The organism is Mastigocoleus sp. MO_188.B34 (assembly GCF_030065675.1).
Taxonomy (GTDB): Bacteria; Cyanobacteriota; Cyanobacteriia; order Cyanobacteriales; family Nostocaceae; genus Mastigocoleus.
Genome location: NZ_JASJDK010000105.1, coordinates 1 through 24,975, shown reverse-complemented (window position 1 = coordinate 24,975; position 24,975 = coordinate 1). Strand labels below are relative to the sequence as shown.

General features: G+C 39.8%; 17 protein-coding genes and 3 pseudogenes. 10 read left to right on the top strand and 10 right to left on the bottom strand.

The genetic code is table 11. The features are described from left to right. Positions 1-195: 195 nt before the first annotated feature. Positions 196-681: a phosphoribosyl-AMP cyclohydrolase gene (gene hisI, locus QNJ50_RS21210; protein WP_300639030.1), complete on the bottom strand. Its 486-nt coding sequence runs from the start codon at positions 679-681 to the stop codon at positions 196-198. Positions 682-905: 224 nt separating this feature from the next. Between hisI and QNJ50_RS21205 the strand changes: the two genes are divergently transcribed. Together QNJ50_RS21205 and QNJ50_RS21200 are read left to right on the top strand one after the other, a co-directional pair. Then, a complete protein-coding gene (locus QNJ50_RS21205) occupies positions 906-1,889 on the top strand; it encodes a hypothetical protein (protein WP_300639027.1) in 984 nt (327 codons plus the stop codon). 123 nt (positions 1,890-2,012) lie between these two features. Next, on the top strand, positions 2,013-2,219 hold the full coding sequence (locus QNJ50_RS21200) for a hypothetical protein (RefSeq protein ID WP_300639024.1): 207 nt from the start codon (positions 2,013-2,015) through the stop codon (positions 2,217-2,219). Here the strand turns inward: QNJ50_RS21200 and QNJ50_RS21195 are convergent. Both QNJ50_RS21195 and QNJ50_RS21190 read right to left on the bottom strand, forming a co-directional pair. Further along, entirely contained in the window at positions 2,185-3,828 is a 1,644-nt protein-coding gene (locus QNJ50_RS21195) for a nucleoside recognition domain-containing protein (protein ID WP_300639021.1), read from the bottom strand. The two genes, QNJ50_RS21200 and QNJ50_RS21195, sit on opposite strands and share 35 nt — an antisense overlap. Positions 3,829-3,847: 19 nt before the next feature. Then, positions 3,848-4,966 (bottom strand): NAD(P)/FAD-dependent oxidoreductase, encoded by a 1,119-nt coding sequence (locus QNJ50_RS21190; RefSeq protein ID WP_300639018.1) that lies wholly within the window; start codon positions 4,964-4,966, stop codon positions 3,848-3,850. Between the two features lie 269 nt (positions 4,967-5,235). Here QNJ50_RS21190 and QNJ50_RS21185 point away from each other — a divergent pair, with 269 nt between their 5' ends. The 5 genes and pseudogenes from QNJ50_RS21185 (at position 5,236) to QNJ50_RS21165 (ending at position 10,448) form a co-directional block, all read left to right on the top strand. Continuing rightward, the gene (locus tag QNJ50_RS21185) at positions 5,236-5,427 is read left to right on the top strand and encodes a heme-binding protein (protein ID WP_300639015.1); all 192 of its coding nucleotides are present in this window, start codon (positions 5,236-5,238) and stop codon (positions 5,425-5,427) included. A 113-nt stretch (positions 5,428-5,540) separates the two neighbouring features. Then, positions 5,541-6,661: pseudogene (locus QNJ50_RS21180) on the top strand (ISAzo13 family transposase); the annotation flags it as partial. Positions 6,662-7,118: 457 nt separating this feature from the next. Then, positions 7,119-7,892: pseudogene (locus QNJ50_RS21175) on the top strand (RNA-guided endonuclease TnpB family protein); the annotation flags it as partial. A 99-nt stretch (positions 7,893-7,991) separates the two neighbouring features. After that, positions 7,992-8,963 carry a GTP-binding protein gene (locus QNJ50_RS21170; protein ID WP_300639012.1) on the top strand — a complete coding sequence of 324 codons (972 nt, stop codon included), beginning with the start codon at positions 7,992-7,994 and terminating at the stop codon, positions 8,961-8,963. Positions 8,964-9,362: 399 nt separating this feature from the next. After that, positions 9,363-10,448 (top strand): hypothetical protein, encoded by a 1,086-nt coding sequence (locus QNJ50_RS21165; protein WP_300639009.1) that lies wholly within the window; start codon positions 9,363-9,365, stop codon positions 10,446-10,448. A 101-nt stretch (positions 10,449-10,549) separates the two neighbouring features. On the opposite strand, the gene QNJ50_RS21160 is transcribed toward QNJ50_RS21165, so the two are convergent. Together QNJ50_RS21160 and QNJ50_RS21155 are read right to left on the bottom strand one after the other, a co-directional pair. After that, positions 10,550-11,626, bottom strand: coding sequence for a zinc ABC transporter substrate-binding protein (locus QNJ50_RS21160; protein WP_300639006.1), 1,077 nt, complete (start codon positions 11,624-11,626; stop codon positions 10,550-10,552). A 141-nt stretch (positions 11,627-11,767) separates the two neighbouring features. Further along, positions 11,768-13,009 carry an FAD/NAD(P)-binding protein gene (locus tag QNJ50_RS21155; protein ID WP_300639003.1) on the bottom strand — a complete coding sequence of 414 codons (1,242 nt, stop codon included), beginning with the start codon at positions 13,007-13,009 and terminating at the stop codon, positions 11,768-11,770. Positions 13,010-13,062: 53 nt separating this feature from the next. Between QNJ50_RS21155 and QNJ50_RS21150 the strand changes: the two genes are divergently transcribed. After that, the gene (locus QNJ50_RS21150; protein ID WP_300639000.1) at positions 13,063-13,335 is read left to right on the top strand and encodes a dihydrofolate reductase family protein; all 273 of its coding nucleotides are present in this window, start codon (positions 13,063-13,065) and stop codon (positions 13,333-13,335) included. Between the two features lie 57 nt (positions 13,336-13,392). Here the strand turns inward: QNJ50_RS21150 and fusA are convergent, their stop codons facing one another. Continuing rightward, complete coding sequence (gene fusA, locus QNJ50_RS21145; protein ID WP_300639033.1) at positions 13,393-15,486, bottom strand: elongation factor G; 2,094 nt, start codon at positions 15,484-15,486, stop codon at positions 13,393-13,395. A gap of 1,103 nt (positions 15,487-16,589) precedes the next feature. On the opposite strand from fusA, the gene QNJ50_RS21140 reads away from it, so the two are divergent. Next, positions 16,590-18,128, top strand: coding sequence for an NAD(P)/FAD-dependent oxidoreductase (locus QNJ50_RS21140; RefSeq protein ID WP_300638997.1), 1,539 nt, complete (start codon positions 16,590-16,592; stop codon positions 18,126-18,128). Between the two features lie 68 nt (positions 18,129-18,196). Continuing rightward, the gene (locus QNJ50_RS21135; protein WP_300638993.1) at positions 18,197-19,411 is read left to right on the top strand and encodes an FAD-dependent oxidoreductase; all 1,215 of its coding nucleotides are present in this window, start codon (positions 18,197-18,199) and stop codon (positions 19,409-19,411) included. Between the two features lie 212 nt (positions 19,412-19,623). On the opposite strand, the pseudogene QNJ50_RS21130 reads toward QNJ50_RS21135, so the two are convergent. The 4 genes and pseudogenes from QNJ50_RS21130 to QNJ50_RS21115 all read right to left on the bottom strand — a co-directional run. Further along, a pseudogene (locus QNJ50_RS21130) lies at positions 19,624-19,854 on the bottom strand (transposase); the annotation flags it as partial. Positions 19,855-19,970: 116 nt separating this feature from the next. Beyond that, entirely contained in the window at positions 19,971-21,257 is a 1,287-nt protein-coding gene (locus tag QNJ50_RS21125; protein WP_300638990.1) for a sensor histidine kinase, read from the bottom strand. 19 nt (positions 21,258-21,276) lie between these two features. Continuing rightward, positions 21,277-22,848 (bottom strand): ATP-binding protein, encoded by a 1,572-nt coding sequence (locus QNJ50_RS21120; protein ID WP_300638987.1) that lies wholly within the window; start codon positions 22,846-22,848, stop codon positions 21,277-21,279. Positions 22,849-22,879: 31 nt separating this feature from the next. Next, entirely contained in the window at positions 22,880-23,989 is a 1,110-nt protein-coding gene (locus tag QNJ50_RS21115) for a cache domain-containing protein (RefSeq protein ID WP_300638985.1), read from the bottom strand. Positions 23,990-24,975 lie beyond the last annotated feature (986 nt).

The window sequence follows — 24,975 nt, the reverse complement described above, 5'->3', positions numbered from 1 at the left end:
GGTGTGGGTATTCTTGAATATAATGAAGTGGATTTTTCATTTTGGTAGACGGTGAAAACTCCGTTCTACCATTTTTTTGGCACCAAGTTAATATTCCGGACAGGTCTAATGAGAACCCGAGAATGCGACTGCACCTTAGAATTGGGATTCACTGATTACCTATCCACACTTATTTGATGCACAATTGATAATAACCTAAAGTTGTTTTGGATTGGGTGCATCGCCGTAAACTGTCTTGGGGTCAAAGGTTTTTTCGGTTTCGGTAAAAGTTAACCTTAGTGGTTGCTCAGAAGAGATAACATCTTTTCCTACAGGAATACTACGATAAAAACAGGAACGATAACCAACATGACAACTTGCTCCTGAACCAGCAACTTCAACTCGCATCCAAATACAATCTTGGTCATCATCAATCAATAATTGCTTGATTTTCTGTACCAATCCGCTTGATTGACCTTTATGCCATAGCTGCTGACGACTACGACTATAATAATGAGCTTCACCAGTTTCAATTGTTTTAATTAATGCATCCTGATTCATATAACCTTGCATCAATACTTCCCCAGTGTGTGCATCTGTAGTCACTACTGGTATCAAACCGTTAGAATCAAATTTGGGAGCAAGTTCTAGACCTTCTTCTACTTGTTCGATTGAAGTGCGGTTGCTAAATAGTAAATTCATCTGTAGAGGAGTTTTGCAATAAGTATAATAATCATTATCATTCAAAAATAGTAATTTTTATTGAACCCATATCAAATAACCACTCCAAAAGAGTGTTATCGCGATCAAGATCAGCCTAATACCCCTAATTGGGTTGGTTAGACTGACTTAGACAGGAAAAAGTATAATAAACAACAGTTAGGCGGCCTAAGTGTTTACGAATTTTTAGTTGAAGATTAGTTCTTATGGGAAACATTAACTGGCTAGTACCAATAGCCACTGGTTTCATAATCCTGAGTATTTGGTTAAATCATGAAAACTTTCAGAAGTTATTAAACTACTTAAATAGCCAACAGCAAGTTAAAAAAAGCATAATTTGTTTTCTAATACTCATTTCACCAATTCTTCCTTATTGGTTTGCTTGTTCATTATGGAAGTTCATTGTCCAAGGTGACAATGCAAAGTACGTTCAAACTGCGACCGGTGTATTGACACCAATAGTCGTATCTATTTCCGCACTTGTAGCTGTATTAACGTACAGATATAGTTTGAAAAAAGCAGATTTAGAACGTATAAATAGAGACAATGAAAGATGTCGTAATCAAATATCTGAAGGTCTAGAAAATATAAGATTAGAATTAGGAAAAGATAATCTAGATATTTTGTCCTTGGATTCGGTGACAAGTATTTTATACAAGATATATATACTTAAAAGAGATTATCCTGCAATGAATGAAGATTATATTCTCTCCTTACAAGAAGATAATCTCAGGACATTTTTTGCAGGCAAAATATCATCGTCTTCATTGAGTTATCTGATAGGTGAGCAAAATGATAAGATTACGATAGTTGAAAAAAAACACCTGGAAAAGCGATCTCAGGGGCCTTTTGGAGTTTTAGACCTTAGGAGACCAGGACTTACATTTCATAGCGAACTACTAGAAACATTGAAAGAGGAGGATGAGAAATTACTATCTAGAGGAGAGGTGAGTTCACTGATTTCATTTAAATCATCAGGCTTGAATCTAGAACATCTGTTTACAATTCTTGCATTTTTATCTAATGGTTCTCCAGACACGTATGTTTCTCCTGAGATTTTGTATAAAAACATGAAACTCAATGGGAGATTTAAATATCACAGAAGTTACTTTCCTAAGATCACTGCATGTCTTTGGTTCCTATGGTATAAATATGATGACGGCAAATTGTTTATGCTAAGAGGAATTTAACTTTAGATTTTTGCTTATAGGTCTTCTTTGGCAACTATATATGGTCTAACAAGCCCAATGCACTGGAATAAAGTCAAGTAGTTTGTTAGATGCAAAGACTTCTATATCTAGTGATTGGGAACGTTGCGCCGACAAATCTCACCTAGCAAATACGGCATAGATTTACAACCCTTAAGATCCACGAAAAATATAAAATCTAAGGGAGATGAACCTTGGACCTATGAGTCATTTGGAGTAGGCGATCGCTTGAAATTGGGACATTTCTCTAGAGCAAATAACAGTTCGGAACACGAAACTATGACCAAAACCATCCCCCCCAAGCCAGAATGAAGGCGAATACGATCGCCGCGATCGCTTGTCTTAGCATCAATATCAAGGCAAACTTGACGGACTGTTCACGAGCGATTGTCAGTGCTGTCACCAGACAGGGTAACAGTACCCCGGCTAGATAAACGCCTGTAAGGATTTGCACAGGGGACAACAGGCTGACCGTATTGGGTTGGGCAAATAGTAGTAGTCCATCTTTACGAACTGATGCCAGAATCACAGGTAACGCTGCTTCCGGTGGCAGCCGAAACAAACCCATTGTTGGATCGATCAACCGACTCAAATCATTCAAAACACCCAACCAATCTAGGACAGAGGCAATTAACGCGATCGCCAAAAATATGGGAATCGCTAAGGTGAAGAACTGGTTGAGGGTACCCTTTGTTTCGCGCCAAATGGCTGACCATCGAGGAACTTCCAGGAAAGTGCGATGCTCAATCATCAGCCGGTTTTGGGGAGAACGAGCCGACTTAGGCGCAATCAGGCGTGTATAAATCAACGTTGTGATTGTCAGGTAGACCAGGTAAGGAATCACCAAGTAGGGCAAGTTTGCCGCACTGAATACCCCCAATGTGGCACCAAACTGGTAAGAACAGGCAGAACCAAAGGCGATAGCTGAAATACAGGTTTTGCGAGAACAACTGGAACAGGCACGGGTACTGATCACTGCTGGCACATTACAACCAAACCCCATAATGACGCGTACCAAATCTCGTCCCGATAAGCCGAAGGAACTTAACAACGGATGCAAAGTAATGGTAATTCGTTCCACTAAACCACTGGCTTTGTAAGCACCCAAAAATAAAGCATAAAGAATGACCGTCGGCACTGCCCAGACAAACAACAATGGTCCCATTGTTACCAGACCATAGCGTCCAATCAAAATTTCCTTGGACAAAGACGGTAAGCCAGAGAGGGCTTCTACGGTTGGGTTGACTAATCCCTGTATGAGTGGATCAACAATCGCTGCAAACGTATTGGCAAGCCAGACAGCAAAGACAGAGGGTATCAGCAGCAAGGCGATCGCCAACAGCCAACCTAAAGGGGGATGCTCCAGCAACGTTGGATGTGGTTCAATCCGCCATCCCAATGAAATCAGTTGCCGCTGAGTAGAAAATACAGTGGGCTGCTTAATCGCAGTTTGAATTTCCTGACGTTGCATTGCGGTCAAGTTTCGAGCATCAACGGTCATCAACGCGAGATTGGCTGCCTGTTGCCAGCGGTGAATAACCTGCTGGGTAAACTCAGATGGCAACACCTTATCCCAAAATGTCATTACCACAATACCCTGTTTGCCGTCCACCAGGGGCAGTAAATCCGCCAGATCCTCATCAGCATGAGTTGCTTTCACCACCAACAAGATCCTGTCACCCTTGTGTAATTGTTCTAATGCGCCTCGAGTGGTTGTCGTATCAGAGCGATACAAAATCCCAGGTGTATCGATAAACATCATACCGTCTCCCATGTAGTGCTCACAGGTAACTGTAGAGCCACGAAAATTACTACTGTAGGGTGTGCGATGGGTCAGAGATGCAATCAATTGAGATTTGCCGGTATTCTCTTTCCCAATAACAACAATTGTGCTTTGAGTGGAGGCAGTGGAGTGGGGCATGGGGGAATGGGGGGTGAGTTTAGCACAGACATTCATCGTCGCAGCAGGAGAGATCGTCAAGAAACATCCCTTCCTGTCGGTAAATCTCAAGAGGTGTGGGGTCAATGCCGAGACGTTGGGCGATCGCATTTGCAACAACAGCAAAACGCTGGCGAAACTTGTAGATAAAGCAGAAGATGAGGTTTTTGTGCCGTACAGAAGGCCCAACTACAAATAATCCAGGGGTTATGGTAGATTCGTCCTCTTGAGTTAATCCGGCATAACCTTCAGACCAGTCAAACAAATGGGCAATTTGTTTCAAACTGCTCTCAAATCCCGTACAGAGAATGGGTTGGGTGGGTGACACCCACTTGTTGTATTCGCTATAAACGGCATAGCCGCCAGGAACGACTTTCACTTCTTCGACCGCGGCATTGCCAATCAGTTCTAGTCGCCCAGTAGAATAGCAAAAATCCATCCGCTGAACGGTATAGGGAGAGAGGGAAATACTGGGATCAGTATTAGGTTCAGCCCAAATGCCAGTGCGATCTAAAACTTTGACTCGTTTGCCTAATGCAACTAAGTTGGATGCAGCATCCATGCCACTTTCATAGCCACCGATGATGATAAATTCATCGCCCTCTAAATGAGTCCAGGATGCAATCTGGGAGTTATGCAAACATAAATCTGCACCCGAAAAAGGAGTTAAGTTGGGATATTGAAATTCCCCAGCAGCCCAAATCAGAAATTTGGTTTTGAGAATACCATCAGGCACGTTAACTAAAAACCCCTGGCCTTGAGATAACGGTTCAATTTTCTGTACTTCAACATCAGTGTAAACTGGAAGCTTGAAGTAATAAGCAACGGTTTCCAAATACTCAGCATATTGGTTGCCCGTCAGATGTTCTCGCTGAAAGTTAATAGCAGGAGAGGTTTTGCGGGCGATCGCATTCAAGTCGAGAAGGCCAAAGCCATGACTGGGAAAAGATGGGGTGATAAAGTGCATCTCCTGGGGCCAGCGCCGGAAGGATTCTCCAATCTGATGTCGTTCCAGGATGGCAAAGTTTTCTAACCCGAGATCTTTCAGGACAGCACCAACGCCAATCCCTGCTGCACCTGCACCCACCACAAGGACATTAAACTCTTCCGGCTTTTCCATAAGGTTCAAAGACTGTTAAAATGATAATTGTTCTCATTGTACCGGAATCGTTTTTCATAGCGCTACGTGTTTGGAATCATCCTGCTGGGGATGAATAGCTATGCCGCCTCAACAACCACCAAAACTTGCCAAGACTCCGCACAGCAAGTTAATCGACAAAAGCTAATAAATATGTATTTTTCAAAGGTCTCAGTGTCAAAATTGACAATCTCTCCAAAGAGATGATACTCAGGTAAGGCAACACAAATCTATCACAAGGAGCAGGAAATATGGTGACACTAAACGACGCGCGTCGAGTGATTGCGGCAGCGGAGAAAAAGGCGCAGGAGATTGGTCAGCCTATGAACATCGCAGTCGCTGATAGCGGAGGCAACTTGGTTGCACATGTGAGGATGGATGAAGCTTGGATTGGCAGCATTGATATTTCTATTAAGGGACTTCCAAGGAATAAAATATACTGAGATATAAATGATAATCATTCTTTTAGGGAGAAGGAAGGGCAGCGCAACGCTGCCCTTCCTTCTCCCTACTTTTTGTAGTAAATTCTTCTTTAATTAGATTTTTTAGGGCATCTATGGAACTAACTGATTCGCTTAAAAAGCTGTTAAAAGAAACAGCTTCTCAATTAAAAGATGCAGCAAGGCGTAGATTTATGGCCCAAACGGTTTTGGAATTAGGATAGGTCGGGTTTATATTGGCAGAACAAGAACTGGGGTGGAATAGATGTACTATAAGCAAAGGAATTAAAGAATTAAAAAGTGGAATCACTTGTGTTGATAATTATTCTGCTAGAGGTAGAAGAAAGATAGAAGAACATCTCCCAACACTTTTATCAGATATTAAAAAATTAGTTGACTCCCAAAGTCAAACTGACCCAAGTTTTAAAAGTCAGAGGATTTATACGCGTCTAAGTGCTGCAGAAGTTAGAAAGCAATTAATAGAAAAATTTGATTATAGTGATAAAGAATTACCAACAGAAGAAACTATTCGCGTCAAGCTCAATAATTTAGGATATCGTCTTAAACGTGCGGCAAAAGTTTTACCTCAAAAAAAATTCCAGAAACAGAAGCAATATTTAACCAATTAGCAATAGTTAATTCTACAGCAGATGAAGAAGTTAATGTTTTACGTTTAAGTTTAGATGCTAAGGCGAGGGTAAAAATTGGTTTATTTGATAGAGGTGGTAAAAATAGAAAACCTGTTGAGACTAATGACCATGATTATGATTCAAAAGCAACTTTAACCCCTTATGGGGTATTCATTCCAGAGATTGATGAACTATTCTTATATTTTACAGAATCGAAAATTACAAGTGATTTTATTGTTGATATATTAGAGGATTTTTGGCAGTCTCAAAGTTACCGTTTTTCTCAAATCAAAACACTTGTCATTAATCAAGATAATGGGCCAGAGAATAATTCTCGACGAACCCAATTTATGAAGCGTATAGTTGAATTTTCTCATCAATATAAAATCAATATACGTTTGGCTTATTATCCACCTTATCATAGTAAGTATAATCCAATTGAAAGAACTTGGGCAGTATTAGAAAATCATTGGAATGGTAGTATTTTAGATGAAATTGATACGGCATTAAAATTTGCCCAAAGCATGACATGGAAGGGTAAAAATCCAGTTGTAAAATTAATAACTAAAACTTATGATAAAGGGGTTACGCTTACTAAGAAAGCGATGTCTAAGGGAAGGCCAAAAAATAAATTATCCCACCGTCCTACAAAATTATTTTTAAAACCGATATATATTGGGGCTTAGCCCGGCAGGGCTAAGCCGACGGTGGGATAATTTATTAATTTGAAGTCCCTAAAATTGAGAGACAAATTGAACGTCTTACTGACTCAACAGATAAAGAATTCCCAAATTTAGGTAAATGGTTTATTGATATTTCTTGTGGCGCAACATAGTTTGCTAAAAATTAGAATAGCTTTATAACACTGTAATTAATATTGATAATATTAGTTTTTATCACTGTGCCTGTTAGCGTAAAAAATTATTAGGTACAGACATTTTCGTGCGTATTTTGGGAGAGAAAGGGGTTGCCCAAAGCGACCCCTTTCTCTCCCCCATTATAATAATTATCATTATCATACATTCAGATGAATTGAGTATTTTTGGATAATTTATTCCTTGGAAGTCCCTTAGTAAGTGTCCATCTGGCAAGTATTATGCTTCTGTTTTATTGGAATATGATGATGACAACCCAGCACATAGTATCGACGGGAAAGTTGTTGGAATTGATTTAGGAATCAAGGATTTTGCTATTACCAATGATGGTAAGAAAACTTCTAAATACGCCAATCCAAAACATTTAGTTAAATATGAAAAGAAGTTAGCTAAAAAGCAGCGTATTGCTGCCAGAAAAAAGAAAGGTAGTAATAGTCGTAAGAAAGCAATGAAAACTGTTGCTAAGGTATACGAACGGGTTAGCAATGTCCGCCAAGACTTTCTACACAAACTATCAAGAAAGATAGTTGATAGCAATCAAGTTGTAGTAGTTGAAAACCTAAACATCAAGGGCATGGTTCGTAACCACAAATTAGCAAAAGCGATATCTGATAGTGGTTGGGGAACTTTTACCAACTTTCTCTCTTACAAATGCGAGAAGGAAGGAAAGGTGTTGTTAGAGATAGACAGATGGTTCCCCAGTTCTAAAACCTGCTCTAATTGTCATTACCAAATCAAAGAGTTGCTACTCGATGTAAGGGCTTGGACTTGTCCGAGTTGTGGTACTTATCATGACAGGGATGGTAATGCAGCGAAGAATATTAGGGCAGAAGGTATCAGAATGCTATCCTCCTCTGGGACAGGGGAGGTCAACGCCAGTGGAGAGAAAGTAAGACCAAGGCTTGGGCATCCGTCTAAGTTGCGGCATTCCTCTGAGAAACTGGAAGCCCCAACTTCCGCGTAAGCAAGTTGGGGTAGTTCACCAACAAACCATACTTTCTACAGATTAAAATCCAGTACTATACTACGATAATGATTTTCATTATGTAGTTGAGCTGGAATTATGATCGCATCCCAAACATTAGATAAAGTCCCTGTAACAGTTCTAACTGGTTACCTAGGAGCCGGAAAAACCACCCTGCTGAATCGGATTCTTACCCACGAACATGGTAAGAAAGTAGCAGTGATAGTCAATGAATTTGGGGAAGTTGGTATTGATAATCAATTAGTTATCGATGCTGATGAAGAAATCTTTGAAATGAATAATGGCTGCATATGTTGTACCGTGCGGGGCGATTTGATTCGGATCGTTGCTAACTTGATGAAGCGTCGCAATAAATTTGATCACTTAGTAATTGAAACTACGGGACTCGCTGACCCCGCGCCTGTAATTCAGACTTTCTTTGTCGATGAAGACATGCGGGAAAAACTAGATTTAGATGCCGTAGTTACCCTAGTTGATGCCAAGCATATTTGGCAACATTGGGATGCGGATGAAGCGCAAGAACAAATTGCTTTTGCTGATGTGATTTTACTCAATAAAACTGATTTGGTAACCCCAGAACAACTTAATGAGTTAGAAAATCGCATACGGGGAATGAATGCAATGGCAAAAATCTACCGTACTCGCAATTCTGAGTTAGGAATGAATGAGTTGTTAGGGGTGAAAGCATTCGATCTGGATCGGGCTTTGGAAATTGATCCGGAATTTCTCGGTGAAGATGCTCACGAACATGATGAAAGCGTTTATTCTATAGCTTTAGTGGAAGAAGGAGAATTAGACGGGGATAAGTTAAATCAATGGTTGGGTGAGTTACTGCAAACTCAAGGTCCAGATATCTTCCGCATGAAGGGGATTTTAAATATTGCTGGGGAAAATGAACGGTTTGTTTTCCAAGGAGTACATATGTTATTCGATGGTAAACCTGACCGTTTGTGGAAAGAAAATGAAAAGCGCAAAAGTGAATTGGTGTTCATTGGTCGCAATTTAGATGAAAACAAACTCAAGGAAGATTTCTTAGCTTGTATGACGTGATTTCAGTTATCAATTAATGCGCTGTCGCGCACGCTACGCTAACAGTTATCAGTATGGAAATCCTAAATCATTCATGCTAGCCGTATCAAAGACGAACGCGTAAGCGTATCACGTAGTGCGGATAACCGTAGGTAAAAATCGATATCGTAGAGACGTTGCAGAGGCTAACGCCGACGCCGCAGGCTCTGCAACGTCTCTACAGGATTTATCTGTTCACAAATGAAATAGGATTGCTATAGTACAGTTTTTGATAGGACACTCGCAGAAATAATTTCCCAAATTCCCAAATCTTGTGGTCGCGAAGGCTAATTAATGGCTAAGTAGTGAGCCACAGTAATAAAATTTATGAGGAAGTTATTTTTTCGAGCATCCATAGATAAAAAAATTTAACCATAAGTTATGAAAAAGACTAAGTCTACTGACTTTGATTTGGACTGGAATTATGTACTTTCTGATTACGTCACTGCTTTGACTTGGTCACCTGACGGTCAAATTTTGGCTGTTAGTACCGCTGCTGGAGAAGTAAAAATCTGGGTGGATGATGAGTTAACAGCTTTGCAGGAGGTCACTGATACATCCGTGGATGGGGTTGCTTTTTCTGCAGATGGACAGTTTCTTGCTGTGGGTGGACAGGATGGTAAGGTAAAAATCTGGAGTACCTCTAATCATGAACTTATTACAACCCTGGAAAATGCTCCAGCTTGGGTTGATAAGTTAGGCTGGAGTCCCTGTAATAATCTGTTAGCTTTTAGTTTAGGGCGTCACGTGCAGATATGGGATGCAGAAATTCAGGATATTGTTGCGACCCTAAATTTTGATAATTCTTCAGTACTGGGTCTTGACTGGAGCAGTGACGGTAATTTTCTCGCGATCGCTGGTTATCAAGGAGTGAAAATTTGGCGAACCTTGGGATGGGATGAAGATCCATATTTTTTCAGCGTACCATCTGCTAGTGTAGCTGTCGCTTGGTCACCGGATGGTAAATATATTGCTTCCGGTAATATGGATCGAACTATCTGTGTATTAGAGACGGAATTTATCATTAAGGCTGAGCAAGCCGAACCTTGGTTAATGCATGGATTTCCAGGTAAAATCCGTCATCTGGCATGGTCAAAGTCAAAAATTACTACGTCAAAAAATGAACCCTTATTAGCATCTTCTAGTGTAGAAGGAATCGCTGTTTGGGAAAAGCAGGACGATAAATCTTTGGGGTGGGGTGCAACGGTATTAAGTGAACATCGCAATATTGTTGAGGCGATCGCATTTGCACCGAATAGCTTAACCCTTGCTTCTGCTGGTGTTGATGGTTGGCTTTGTTTATGGAAAAAAGCTAAAAGAGTAACGCAAGTGTTGCAAGGTGCGCCCAAAGGTTTTGCTTGTTTAGCTTGGCATCCCCAAGGGAGTAAAATTGCTGCAGGCGGTCAAAATGGAGAACTATTGGTTTGGTCTAAAGCTACAAGGGCTTTAGGATTTGGTCGGCATTAATGGGAGCAAGGATAATCACTTTGTATTAAAAGTTTCTTGCTCCCTCTTCCATTTTTAACAAAATTATAATTTCCTAACCTATAGGCTTAATGCTATATGTATCACTCGACTGCAAAAGCTGTATAGTTACCTCCTAATTCTTCTACAATTGTCCGGGTATTGGTAACTAGCATTTTCTGATAAGTTTCAGCACCGGAACCCTCTTCACCCAAACCATCAGCATATAGTTTGCGATCGGAGACTTTTACGTTAGCCTCTTGTGCTACTCTCTCAATTAACTTGGGATTATTTGCATTCTCAGCAAAAATAGTTGGTACTCCCTCTTTTTTGATTTCTTTGACCAACTCGCCGATCCTTGCTGCTGTGGGTTGTTCTTCGGTACTTAAACCCTCTAGAGCACCTTCAAACTCTAAGCCGTAAGCATTGACGTAGTAATTCATCGCATCGTGGGTTGTGAATAATTGGCGTTGGTTCGCGGGAATTGTAGCAATTTGAGATGTAATCCAAGTATCTAGTTGCTTGAGTTGATTAGTAATATTTTCGGCGTTGCTAGCGTACAACTGAACATTATCTGGAGAAACTTTTTCTAAGTTAGTTCGAATTACCTCTACCATACGAATGCCATTTTCAGCATCATGCCATACATGAGGATCGGCTGTTTTTTCTTCTTCTGCATGTTCTTCCTCATGAGCATGTTTTTCTTCGTCATGCTTGTGAGCTTCCCCCATAATTGGTTTAGTTACAGCTACTTCATGTACGGCAACTGCGGGGGCTTGATTACTGCTGGCTTTGATCAACTTAATGATACCAGGTTCAAAATTATATCCACCGTATAAAATTAAGTTTGCTGTTGTGATCGCTTTACGGTCTTCTGGTGTTGCTTGATAAGCGTGGGGGTCTTGACCTGCATCTACCAAACATTTAAGGTCAACAGTCTGGGCTGCTAATTGCTTTGTTAGGTCGCACAGCACACTGGTTGTCGCAACAACGGAAGGACGGTTTCCAGAGGGCGAATCGTTACTGGTAGTAACAGTATTGTCATTATTTGTTGTATTAGAGTTAGAATCAGAGTTGAGAGTTCCACTACAACTGAATAAGCCCATAGTTAAAGCTAAAGCCGCGAAGCTTGCAGCTACTCTGTGGGGGAATATACCTCTAATTTTTGCTGTTTTAAGCATTAGAATGATAAGTAAACTTTCATACGATAATCATTATCATTATCATACATAAGTAATACTGAATATCAAGGTAATTCTTAGCAATTCTGAATTCTTTTTTACTAATGTTTTTAGGCTTAGTAGGGAAAAATCCTCAAAGTCCTAAGCACTTCTAACAAGGGAAGGAGCAATGCTAGATTTGACAATTGCGGGTACTATTTTCTGACTAGCCATTCTTGCACCAGATAAATTTCTCGCTGTTGGTCCGATCTGCAAAGCTGCTAACCCACCCATAATAAATAAAGAACAACCAGACCACCGCAAATAATTGTCTAAAACAGGTAAACCTTTAACAACAGGAATGGGATATGTTTGCAAAACTTCACTCAATAGCGGCTCGGAGTTAACATCAAAACGGGTTCCAGTAGATAACCAAATGCGGTCGCACTCATATTCGTCACCATTGGTATATTTTACTAACCAATTATTCCCTAACCACTCAGCCCGGACTATCTGAGTATTTTGATTAATTTTGAGCTTTCCAGTACGTTCTTGGCGTCGTAACTGAGTGACTATTGCTGGTGTCATGGAACCGCCATTTCTTGCTTTCTGAATTAACTCCCAGCGTTTTTCCCAGTCAGATTCCGCTTCAAAACCTTTAAGATATTTTGGTCCGAGCCAACCAGGTTCAGCATCAAAAAGTTTTTCTTGCAACTGTCGTCGAATCATCATTTGTACTTGAGTTCCACGAGACAGAGCACCAATAGCTAGATGTCCGCTGGTTAATCCTCCACCGACAATCAATATTCGCTCATTAGTTAACTTTAATCGACGTAAATCTACTGTCTGGGAATGAGCAAGTCTATCTTCGGGTATCGGTGACTCGATCTGACTGACCCAATCCGGTATTTGCTGTTGACTGCGACCAGTTGCTAGCACAACTCGTCGCGCTATCATCGATTCTCCATTTTCTAACCACAAGCGAAAACGAGGATAAATAGGATGAGACAAGGGTTGAATTCGAATCACTTTTGTAGCGATAACTTTATCTTCCAAATCCCAACGGCGAATCAAATCCTGGCAAAAATCCTCAAATAACCGAGTTCCAGGTAAATCATAAGGAGGAAAAAGTTCATCCAGACGAGATTCAGCAAATTTCCGCAAAGCAAAAGGATAAGGATCTGGGTGATGAACCGCAGGAGAACGCAAATGTGGTATTTCCAATGCTGCGAATTGGCGCTCCCATTGGTTCATCCATTTACCACTGGGGTCGAATACTACTATTTTTGACCTTAGCTTTTGCCGTTTTTTTAATAGATGAGTAACTAAAGTCAGAGCATGAGGTCCAGATCCAATAATCGCCAAGTCGATTTTACTAAATAGGTGTGGTGGACTACTTTTCATTAGAATTTTGCGCTAAACAATGACAACGATTATCATTATAAACTTGATATGCCTTGATAATCATTGTCCCCAAATTAGTCAGAAATTTAAAAAATGAAACAGGAAAAGATATTTATCTATGCGGTGGTGCAAATGTAGCTGCGATGCTGTTTTCTGAAAACTTGATTGATGAGGTAATTCTAAAACTCAATCCATTTTTAATGGGCTCAGGTATTCCGCTTTTTGGAAAACTAATCAAGCAAACTGCTTTGCAACTTACTGACAGTAAGATTTATAAAAGTGGCATTATTTTGCTTAATTATCAGGTAATGCACTCTAATAAATAAGGTGCGTTGCACTTAGCGACAACACACCCTACTCGTTACTATTTACTTCAAAAAGAACTACTTAGCAGCAGCGGCTTCACGCTCTTTAGTTTCCTTAATTACTTCTTCTGCTACATTCGCAGGACAAGGAGCATAATGAGAGAATTCCATTGAGAACTGACCACGACCAGATGTCATGGTACGTAGATCGCCAATGTAACCGAACATCTCACTTAAAGGAACATCTGCTTTAATACGAACGCCGGTTAGAGCAGCATCTTGAGACTTGATCATTCCACGACGACGGTTTAAATCTCCAATTACATCACCTACGTGAGCGTCTGGAGTAAACACATCAACCTTCATAATTGGTTCAAGCAACTGAGGACTTGCTTTCGGGAAACTTTGCCGATAAGCTGCCTTCGCTGCAATTTCAAATGCGATCGCAGATGAGTCAACAGGGTGATAAGCACCATCTCTCAAGGTTACTTTTACATCCACGCAAGGGAAACCAGCTAAAACACCTTTAGAAATACTGGTTTCAAAACCTTTTTGTACTGCAGGCCAAAATTCTCTAGGTACGTTACCACCAGTTACTTTCGACTCGAACTGGAAGCCACTACCAGGTTCACCTGGTTCAACAATATAATCAATTTTACCATACTGACCGGAACCACCAGACTGTTTCTTGTGGGTATAGCTATCTTCTAGGCGCTTGGTAATAGATTCACGGTATGCTACTTGTGGCTTACCTACATCCACTTCAACTCCGTGAGTCCGCTTGAGAATATCAACCTTAATATCCAGGTGCAGTTCGCCCATACCTTTGATGATGGTTTCACCACTTTCCTGATCGGTCTCAACTTGGAACGATGGATCTTCCTGAACCATTTTACTTAACGCAAGACCCATCTTCTCAGCACCTCCCTTCTTCTTCGGTGCTACTGCAATTGAGATTACAGGATCTGGGAAGACCATTGGTTCTAAGGTCGCAGGATTTTTGGGGTCGCACAGGGTATGACCAGTTTGAACATTCTTCATCCCAACGATCGCCACAATATCCCCAGCTTGAGCGGAATTAACTTCTTCACGGGAGTCGGCGTGCATTTCCACAAGGCGACCAATACGTTCAGTCTTACCTGTAGCCGTATTAAGTACGGTTTCGCCTTTGGTTATCTTACCCGAGTAGAGGCGGGTAAAGGTCAGGGCACCATAGCGATCGTCCATGATCTTAAATGCCAAAGCACGCAATGGCTTCTCTGGATCGACAAAAGCAACTGTACCTGTTTCGTTACCTTCCAGATCCACTTCTGGTTGTGGTTTGACCTCAGTTGGGTTCGGCAAATAATCTACAACGGCATCAAGGACTAATTGTACGCCTTTGTTCTTAAAGGATGAACCACAATAGGTGGGGAAGAAAGCAAGTTCAATTGTACCCTTACGAATACAGCGCTTAATGGATTCGACGTCAATCTCTTCCCCTTCCAGGTACTTCTCCATGATTTCGTCGTCTTGTTCGATCGCTGTTTCGATCAACTGTTCGCGATAGGTTTCAACATCATCAACCATATCGGCGGGTACGTCTTTAATTTCATAGTTTAATGGATCGCCAGAATCATCCCACACCCATGCTTTGCGGGTAAGCAGATCGACCACACCGACAAACTCAGACTCGGTACCAATGGGCAAAACCATTACCAAGGGTTTTGCTGCTAACACATCTTCGACCTGCTTAACAACTCGGTAAAAATCGGCACCCATCCGGTCGAGTTTATTTACATAAATGATGCGCGCAACTTCGGAGTCGTTGGCGTAACGCCAGTTAGTTTCTGACTGCGGTTCAACACCACCGGAGCCACAAAAAACGCCAATTCCGCCGTCGAGAACTTTGAGAGAACGGTAAACCTCAATGGTAAAATCAACGTGACCGGGAGTATCAATAATATTCAGTTGGTGTTCTTTCCAGAAGCAAGTAGTTGCTGCTGACTGAATTGTGATACCTCGCTCCTGTTCTTGTTCCATGAAGTCGGTTGTTGCTGCACCTTCATGTACTTCGCCGATTTTGTGAATTTTACCGGTAAGCTTTAGGATTCTTTCAGTTGTGGTTGTCTTACCTGCATCCACGTGAGCGAAGATGCCGATGTTTCGATAACGAGTGAGGTCTTTCATAATTTACTATAATAACTAAGTGCTAAGAACCGTTAGCGTTGGCCCTCAAGTAGAACTCAAAGGGGGTGGGGAATCAGCGTTGTCTTCTTAACCAGCAAGGGCTGGACAGAACTCTACCATCTGGGACATTTTAAGCCCTTTTCATGGTTATGGGGACGATACCAATTGTTAAGTAATTATAAAATATTTGTATCTAAAGGTGAAGGAAGTCAAAGTATTGCTATTTGTTCCTTGTATGTAAAATACGCAAAACTATGCTGTAAGACTCTTAAAAGCCAAGAACTGGAGTAAAAATTTTTATTTCTTGTTTATCTCAATAAAACTACTCTAGCGACAAAATTTCAAGGGTAATAATTGATCGGGTTTTAATTTGTTTGTTTTTTAAGTTTGTTAATTATTTTTCTTCAAGCAAATACCTAAAGGTCATTGACACCATTAAATTTTAAACTAGTGTTTTTAGTTTATTGGGTGTGACAAACCGAACCTGATTAGAGTGATAGCCTTCTTTGCATTTTGCTAGGAATACTGGTGCTGACAGTTAACAGCCAGTTTAGAGTTACATTTGCTCCTAGAGGCGCACCTCAGTGCGTCTTTTTGGTATTTATTTGAACTTTTTTACCTCAAAAGCAGTTGTATAGAACACAATAATAATTGATTGAGGATCCAAACGTGGAGCAGTTTGATAACACAATGGGTGAAACAAGAATCGGCACAAGAAAGTATGCAAGCATTCCAAGTTGCGAACTTCCCCTGCTTAAAATTGATTTACATCAAATTCATTTATAATTACAAATCTTTTTGTATCCTCACAATTTCCTCAAGTTTTTTTATTATTTTCAAGATAGTTCGATTCATCGCAGCGATCGGAGGATGGTTATGTATCATGTCCGTTAGATAAATGTTCTTCATTATGAAGACGTATTTTTATCATCGGAGATCGAACGGACATGGTATTATTCTTATTTTTATTCATTACTTATGGTTTTAGTGTAAAGAGCAATACTTTTATTTGCCGTCCAGTTCAATCGGTTCAATCTTAAATAATTACTCTCATTGCCCTTTCTCTGACACCATTGCAGCCAGCTATTGAGAAAGGAAACAGAATAATGAAAACAGATTACCTCATCGTAGGCAGTGGTTTATCAGCCTTGGTATTTGGCTCTCTGATGGCAAAAGCTGGTAAGCGAGTTCAAGTTTTAGAAGCCCATGAGTATCCGGGGGGATTTGGACATACCTTCACGATGGCAAAAAAATATAGGTTTAATGCCCAACTCCATTATGTGTGGGATTGTGGTGAAGGACATACCGTCAATCGAGTTCTGAAAAAATTGAACTTAGATAAAGAGATAACTTTTGAACGGTACAATCCTAATGGTTTCGATCGCATGAGAATGCATGGTTATTCATTAGATATTCCTTCAAAATCTGAGGAGTTGATCGAGCGTTTATCTGAACTTTTTCCCAAAGATGCTACTCAAATCCGTAAATTTGTTGATGAAGTTCTCCGCGTTAGTCAAGGCTTAAAGAAATTATCACCTCCCATAAAACCCGTTGAATTGTTCAAAAATTTTTCTGAAGTTTTCTGTACCATCACCTATCTCAACAGTACGCTACAAGATGTTTTTGATAAGTTTAAACTGCCTCAAGAAGCACAAACCCTTTTAGCATTACAATGGCCTGATTTTCTATTGCCACCGAATCAACTTTCTTTTTATGCCTGGGTAATTTTGTTGACAGGATATCAAGAAGGAGCTTTTTACCCTACGCGGCATTTTGAATTTGTGATCGATTCTTTGGTCAAAATTATTGAAGATAATGGAGGTGAATTTCTCCCTAATCTTGAAGTTACAAATTTTATAATCGTAGATAAAACAGTAAATGGCGTCCAAGCGATAGATCGCATCACCCATCAAACCCACGAATTCACAGCTGAAAATGTTATTTGTAACATCGATCCGAAAAAAGCTGCGAAGATGATTGGTATAGAAAAATTTTCTAGGAAAGTACGCCAAAAACTCAATTATGAGTATTCGCCATCAAACTTCATGGCTTACTGTGTGGTGAAAGATATCGATCTGCGAGACTATGGTTTTGGGAAATCAAATACTTTTCATACAGAACACAGAAACTTGAATGAAGCATTTGCTCAGATGTATGAAAAAAATGACTTTTCTAATCCTAGTTTTGCTGTTACAACACCAACTTTACTCACCGAAGAACATCGTGACTGTCCTGAGGATTGTCAAATCATTGAGTTCTTAACTGTTGCTAACTATGCTTATTTTAAGCAATTGAAAGATACTAGTCGAAAGGCTTACAACCAAAAAAAAGAGGAAATTCTAGACTCTATTTTAGATGTGGTAGAGAAACACTACATTCCAAACTTGAGAAAATATATAGTTTTTAAAATAACTGGAAGTCCAACTACCAACGAGAGATTTTGCTGGTGTCCTAATGGGAATTCCTATGGTTCTAGCCTGACACCGAAAAACATGGGAATTGGTCGGTTGAATCATCAGACCTCTTTGAAAAACTTCTATTTCTGCAATGCTTCATCGGGATATCCAGGATTTGCTCCAACATTTTGGACGGGAGCATTACTATATCAACGCTTATCTGGAGACGTAATTTTAGGTGACGGGTAAATCTGAAATAAGTTGATTACTAATGTTTAAAGGTGTTGATTTAAGGGTGTTGAATTCAGCGCATAGATATGAAAATAGCAATTATTGGGGGTGGAGCAAGTGGTATGGTTACAGCATACCTACTTGGTAAAAATGGACATCACGTTACAGTCTTCGAAAAACAGCCCATTTTAGGGGGACATATTCGCACGCTCAACAAAAATGTCAAACCCAATCATTCAGACTGCGAGGAGGTTTTGGAAAATGGCGTACTTGAATTTCCTGTTGCTTTTCATAACTTCTTGGAGTTGATGAAAGAACTGGAAGTGGAATTAGAACCTGTCGATATTGGATCTGCACTGTTTTTGAAAGATGGTCGTCACTTTCTGTCAGGTAAGATGATTCAGAAAAACTTCACAGGAATTCAACGGTTACTCGAATATCTGAGACTAGATACTCTTTATGCTCGTTCTGCTGGATTCTGGGTAAAAACAAAATTTTCCAAAACGCATGATTTTTATGACATGTCAATGTCTCAAGTGTTGAGACGACAATGTATCCGTAATTGCTGGCTAAAATTATTGACTATGTACAGCTATTCAATGTCCTTTGAGTTAATAGATAATTTTCCAGCAGAACTCGCTATTCCAGCTTTGCGGGATTACGTTTTTGTTGATTGGGTAAGAATTAAAGGTGGAGTATACTCCTATATTGAAAAAATTCTCAAATGCTTTAAGGGTGAAATCTTTTTGAACGTTGAGGTGTCAGCAATTTCTAGAACTCCTGATGGAGTCAAAGTTGAGTTGTCTGACGGTTTCACACAACTATTTGACAAAGTGGTTTTTGCAACTCCCCCAGATCGAGTAATGAAATTATTAGCCGATCCAAGCAGTGAAGAAATTAAACGCTTTTCAGCATGGGAAGAAAATCATATTAGAAGCTTTCTCCACAAAGATACTTCAATGTATTCTCGATATGGTATTCGGGAACTATCAGAATTTGATTTTTTCCAAACTGATAAAGGATGGGGATATAATGCTTATCTCAATCAACTTTGTGGTATATCATCACCTGTGAAATATAGTCTAGCGTTTAACTTAGACAGTTTGATTATCAAAGACGACATCTTGCACATTCAAGAACATACTACTCCGCTATACACAGTAGAGTCTTTCAAATATAGAGATGAAGTAGTCAATACTAATGGTGACAACAATACTTATCATGCAGGTGCGTATCTTGGAGATGGTTTGCACGAAGGAGCTATTACTTCGGCGATAAGAGTTGCTCAATTAATTGGCTAATAGGATTAAAACAAGAGAATCCTATTATTACGTCGAAAGGAACCATACATATTAATACTGAATAAATAGTATCAAGTTATCTTTAATATTTAGATATTAATTAATACTATAATCAATACCTTCGCCAAAAAAAGAGTATGAAGAGGGAGGGCTGATGTAGTAAATTTGTTGTCTTCCACAACCACAACAGTAATGGAGGGTATTTGTTGAGGTAAATTATGGAGTTTAGCAATTCCTTGATACCCTTTATCAGCTATTACTCGAAGTAACTTGTGGAATTTTATATCACTGTTTTTGAATAATTTAAAATCATGAGTTTTTCCTTTGGAATGAGCTAAACACATGATTTTATTAGTTTTTCGTCCAAACACTACTTGTGTTTTTAATGTATGTTCCCCTTGTTTTCCGCTATAAAATCTTTTTTGATGTTTTTTAGGTCGCTCATAGGGCTTTCCATTTAATAAGGTTTTGAGTGTCACGCACCACCGGTGTATTGTGACAATTGCGTAAGTCCTGAGCCAGTTTAGGCTTTGTTTGAGCTTGATTTTTGTTTATTCAGCTAAACATCAACCTTTCCTGATTTTAGGGGAATCTGGACCACAAACTCTGTACCTTCAGCAAGAACAGAATTACAATTCAATTTGCCACCGTGAACTTCTTCAACAATCTGCTTTGCTATAGCCAATCCTAACCCTGTACCTTTACCGACTGCTTTGGTAGTAAATAAATGTTCAAATATTCGGTTTTTCAAATCTTTGCTCATTCCCTTACCATTATCAGCAATTGATATTTTTACCTGGTTATTTTCTACTGAAGTTTTGACTGTAATTCTATTGGGATTGCTCTTAATTTCTTCAAAACAGCGTCCATAATTAGACTCATCCAAGGCATCAATGGCATTTGCCAGGATATTCATAAATACCTGATTTAATTGACCAGGAAAACATTCTATTTGTGGTAAATCGCCGTAATCTGTAAGCACTTCAATTGCTGGACGTTGGTCATTAGCTTTGAGGCGATGTTTTAAAATTAAAATTGTACTATCAATGCCTTCGTGGATATTAAATGACACTTTGTAATCTTTATCAGCACGGGAGAAAGTTCTTAAACTAGTACTGATATTTCTTAACCTATCACATGCCATGAGCATTGCATCTGTGATCTTGGGTAAGTCTTTCAAGCTATACTCTAGGTCTATTTCCTCTGCATGTTCGATAATTTTTTCATCTGGATTGGGGAGAGTTTCTTGATATAGTTGCAGGTGTTCGACAATATCAGCAAGGGTGGGTTTTGCTTGTTTGAGACTAGTAGAAATAAATCCCAAAGGATTATTCATTTCATGTGCCACTCCTGCTACTAACTGCCCCAAAGCTGAGAGTTTTTCCTGGTGTACCAGTTGCACTTGAGCCTGTTGCAAGGCACGAGTCCGTTCTATCACTTGTTGCTCTAAAGTATCCGTTAGTCGTTTCAATCGCCAGTGGATTTTCACCCGGGCTAACACTTCTTCTTGTTCGAACGGTTTAGTGATGTAATCTACTGCCCCTAACGACAAACCTTTGACTTTATTTTCAGTGTTTGCCAGTGCCGTCATGAAAATAACTGGAATTCCCTCTGTAGCCGGATTAGCCTGAAGGCGGTGGCAGGTTTCAAAACCATCTAATTTGGGCATTTGAATGTCGAGCAGTATCAATTCTGGGCGGTTACGTTCCACTTGTGCCAAAGCATCCTCACCATCCATCGCCATGCGAACTTTGTAGCCCGCTGATTTTAAGGCTTTAGAGAGAATAGATAAGTTCGTCGGATTGTCATCGACAATCAGAACAAAGGGTGGATTAGCATGAGACATAGTGTGTTGCTCCTGAGGGTTAGACTAGATATTTTTGGAGAAATGCCCGAAGTTGTATGATTTCACAAGCTTCGGCTAGTAGGCTAACTTCTTGGAAAAAAGCCCTTGTGTTAGCATCCTGGTTTTGCTGGGCGACTTCAAGAACGCCATCGAGGTCCCCGTTCCCAGCTAGTTCGGCAAGTTGGGTTATAATGCCGATTTCTGGGAGTTCAATGGCTACGACACTAGCTATCGGTTGCTGGCTCTTGTTGTCATTTTCGGTATAAATCCAATCCAAATGCAGGTGTTTTTGCAGTTGTTCGAATAAAGTTTCGGCTTGTATTGGCTTGGGGAGAAAGTCATTACCTCCTGCATCAATGCTTTTGTGGCGATCAATGTCGAATACACTAGCAGAGGAAACCAAGACGATTTTGTCTTGCAGTTTGGGATGTGATCGCAGTTTCTGCAAAAACTTAAACCCATCCATTACGGGCATAGCTAGGTCGGTGATAATCAAATCGGGATTGATCTTTAATGTTTGATCGATTCCTTCTCGACCGTTGCTGGCTTCTAAGATTTCAAAGCCGATGGGTTCTAAAAGATTGAGGAGAACAGAGCGATTTTCCCAACGGTCATCAATGATTAGAATTTTTTGTCTTTTGCCCTGATACCCAGCGATCGTGCCTTGTTGAGAAACCCGTGAAGCATCTGCCCAATTGTCAACTGTGGGAAGTTCGACTTCAAAGGAGAAGGTACTACCTTGACCGGGGATACTGCGAACAATGATTTCGCTCCCCATCATCAAAATAATTTTGTGAGTAATTGCGAGTCCTAAGCCTGTTCCTTCCCCTTGCTTTTTCGTATCACCGACTTGCTCGAAGGGAAGAAAGATTTTCTCGATTTGTTCTGGGGTCATACCCACCCCAGTATCTTGAATTTGAAAGCGAATCTTTTCATCAACAGATTCAACCTTAAAAGTGACACCACCGTTTTCGGTAAATTTAATTGCGTTACCCAGTAGATTAATTAAGACTTGACGGAGGCGTTTTTCATCTGCACAAACACCTACAGGTAAGCTTTCGTCAGCTTGAAACTCAAAGTAAATTCCTTTTTGTTCGGCACGAATGCGACAGATTTCTGTAACTCCTTGCAGAAAAGATGGGAAATGAAAATTCTGAGCATGGAGTTCCATTTTCCGAGCTTCAATTTTTGAGAGGTCTAAAACATCGTTAATTAAAGTCAGCAAATGGGAACCACATTGATAGATGATTTCGACTCCTCTGCAACCTTTTTCTGTTAAAGGTTCTGAACGTCGCATAATTTGGGAGTATCCCAAAATACCATTGAGTGGTGTACGTAATTCGTGGCTCATATTTGCCAAGAATTCACTTTTGGCGCTGTTGGCAGCATCTGCAGTTTCTTTAGCTGCTTTAAGTTCCACTGTCCGTAATTCCACTCGCTGTTCTAGTTCCTGATTGGTCTTTGCCAAAGTAGCAAAAGATTCACGCAACTGCTGTGCCATCTGGTTAAAGGACTTTGCCAAAATTCCCAGTTCTGAAATCTGCCCTGTTTCTTCTACCTTTTGATTTAAATTCCCCCCAGCTATTGCCACTGATGCCTCTTTCAAACGCCCGATGGGACGGCTAATCAATCCAACGAGAAGTAAAAAAGCCGACCACAGAAGCCAGTCCTAAGGCTCCCAAACATAGCATAATTGTAGTACGGGTGTTGGCATTGATACGTTCCATAAAGTCTGATTCTGGCACCACCACTGCAATTAGCCAGTCAATTCCTCGACCATCTTGCAAAGGTAGTACTTGCACAAATTGACGTTCGCCATTTAACATAAATTCCAATTGTTGGCTGCTGTCAATGGTACTGAGGTCGCCCAAACGCTGAAATGACTGAGCAGTAGCCCTAATCACAGGATTTTCGGCTTTTTCTGCCTGGATCAATTCCATATTCTTCTTATCTTTGATCACAAAGGTCTTCCTCATGATTGAACTGGCTACTAAATTGCCAGAGCGATCAATGATAAATGTCTGTCCGGTGCGACCAATTTTGAGTTCTTTGAGGAATTTATGAATTTTCTGTAAATCAAATTGGGTATTGATAACCCCCAGCAGTTCACCGGTTTTAGTGTAGATGGGATAGACTAGGGCAGTTGCAACAGAAGAAGTACTTCTACGCCTGTAGAATGGAGACCAGGTTGGCTTTCCTGCTTTCACCCCAGCTTTGTACCAAGGTCGAGTACGTGAGTCATAGTCTTGCCTCTTAATCAATTTGATTCGTTTACCTTGACTATCAAGGCTATAGACATTCCTTTTCGGTGCTATAGTTTGATCTTTATATTTAAGAATTATTTTACCTTCTAGTGTTCGTTCAACCCCAACTTCATGTCCCTGGGGATTACTGAATTTGACGAAGTCGACTATATCTTTGTGTACTAGATGCCAGAAGTAACGCTCTAAAACCGGATAGTCAGTCTGGTTTATCTGCTTGCTTTGGATACTAGCGGTAATGACTTCATTAATCCGATTGGGTTCATCTAAATAGCTAAGGATTTGCTGCTTAATGCGACTGCTCGTCTTACTCCGCAATTGAGTTGCAACATCGTTAACTGCCTGTTGACCATTGCGTATGGATAGCCATCCTGTGACTGCAACTGCAGCAAATATTTGCAGCACAAACGGCACTACTAAGACCAAACGGAGGGAAACTGTTTTACCTGTATTGATTTTGGAGTTACTCACCTTACTGTCTGCACAATTAAATTATCTTTATATAATAAGGAATGAGAATTTAATAACCTGTAATTCTTAAATCTGGAATGGTGCGTTACGCGATGCTAACAGCACCCTAATTTTGTACTTTATTTAATCCATATTCCTAAGAACCTATTCCATTAATAATCTTTTTTTTGTTAAAAAGCTTAATTCTTTGGTTCTTCAGTACTTAGCATGCTAAAAACTTAGTTAAAAACTCTGAAACTCTTGCTGTAAAAGATAAAATAAGTTTATAACCATATATTTATAATCTTTTGACACAATTTGGAGATTTAGACCTTTATTTTAAAGACAACCTATGATGTTTAACTAATAGTTTGGCATAACAGGTACTGAAAAACCAATTCTTTTAATAATTAAATACCATGAGTTAAGCTAACCTTCCCAGGTAGATTATACTCAAATAAATAAGCTTTTTATAGCAGTGAAATAGACTTAATTATCTCGTTTATTTAGTATCTATAACATTATTAAAAACCCAATTTATTAAACTATATTTATAAATTATGATAATATGTCGCAGCGTAATAAAAGCTTTTATTTCCTGCAATTTAGTCGAGTAATAAGTAATTTATACATTATTTTTGTTATTGTTTCCTGCGTAATAACACTATTGATGATTGTATTGGTAAGCAGTAGTATTAAGTAAGCACTTTGATAAATGCTATGGCAATGCGAATTGAAACATGAGAAAACATAGAAATTTAGTTTCTGTCTTTCTTTAGTTAAAAAATTAAAATTTCAGGCGTTGCTTAATTAGGAGATGATTTTGCCCCCCTAACCCCCCAAATTTTGGGGGAAATATCTCTCAAAGTCCCCCATAGTTGGGGGATTTAGGGGGCTAGACTAGCCGGATAAATTTTTTAAATTCATCCCTCATTTATGCAACGCCAAATTTAAAATTTATGAAGCATCAAATAAACGTCAAACCAATTCAAGTTGTGAGTTTTTTT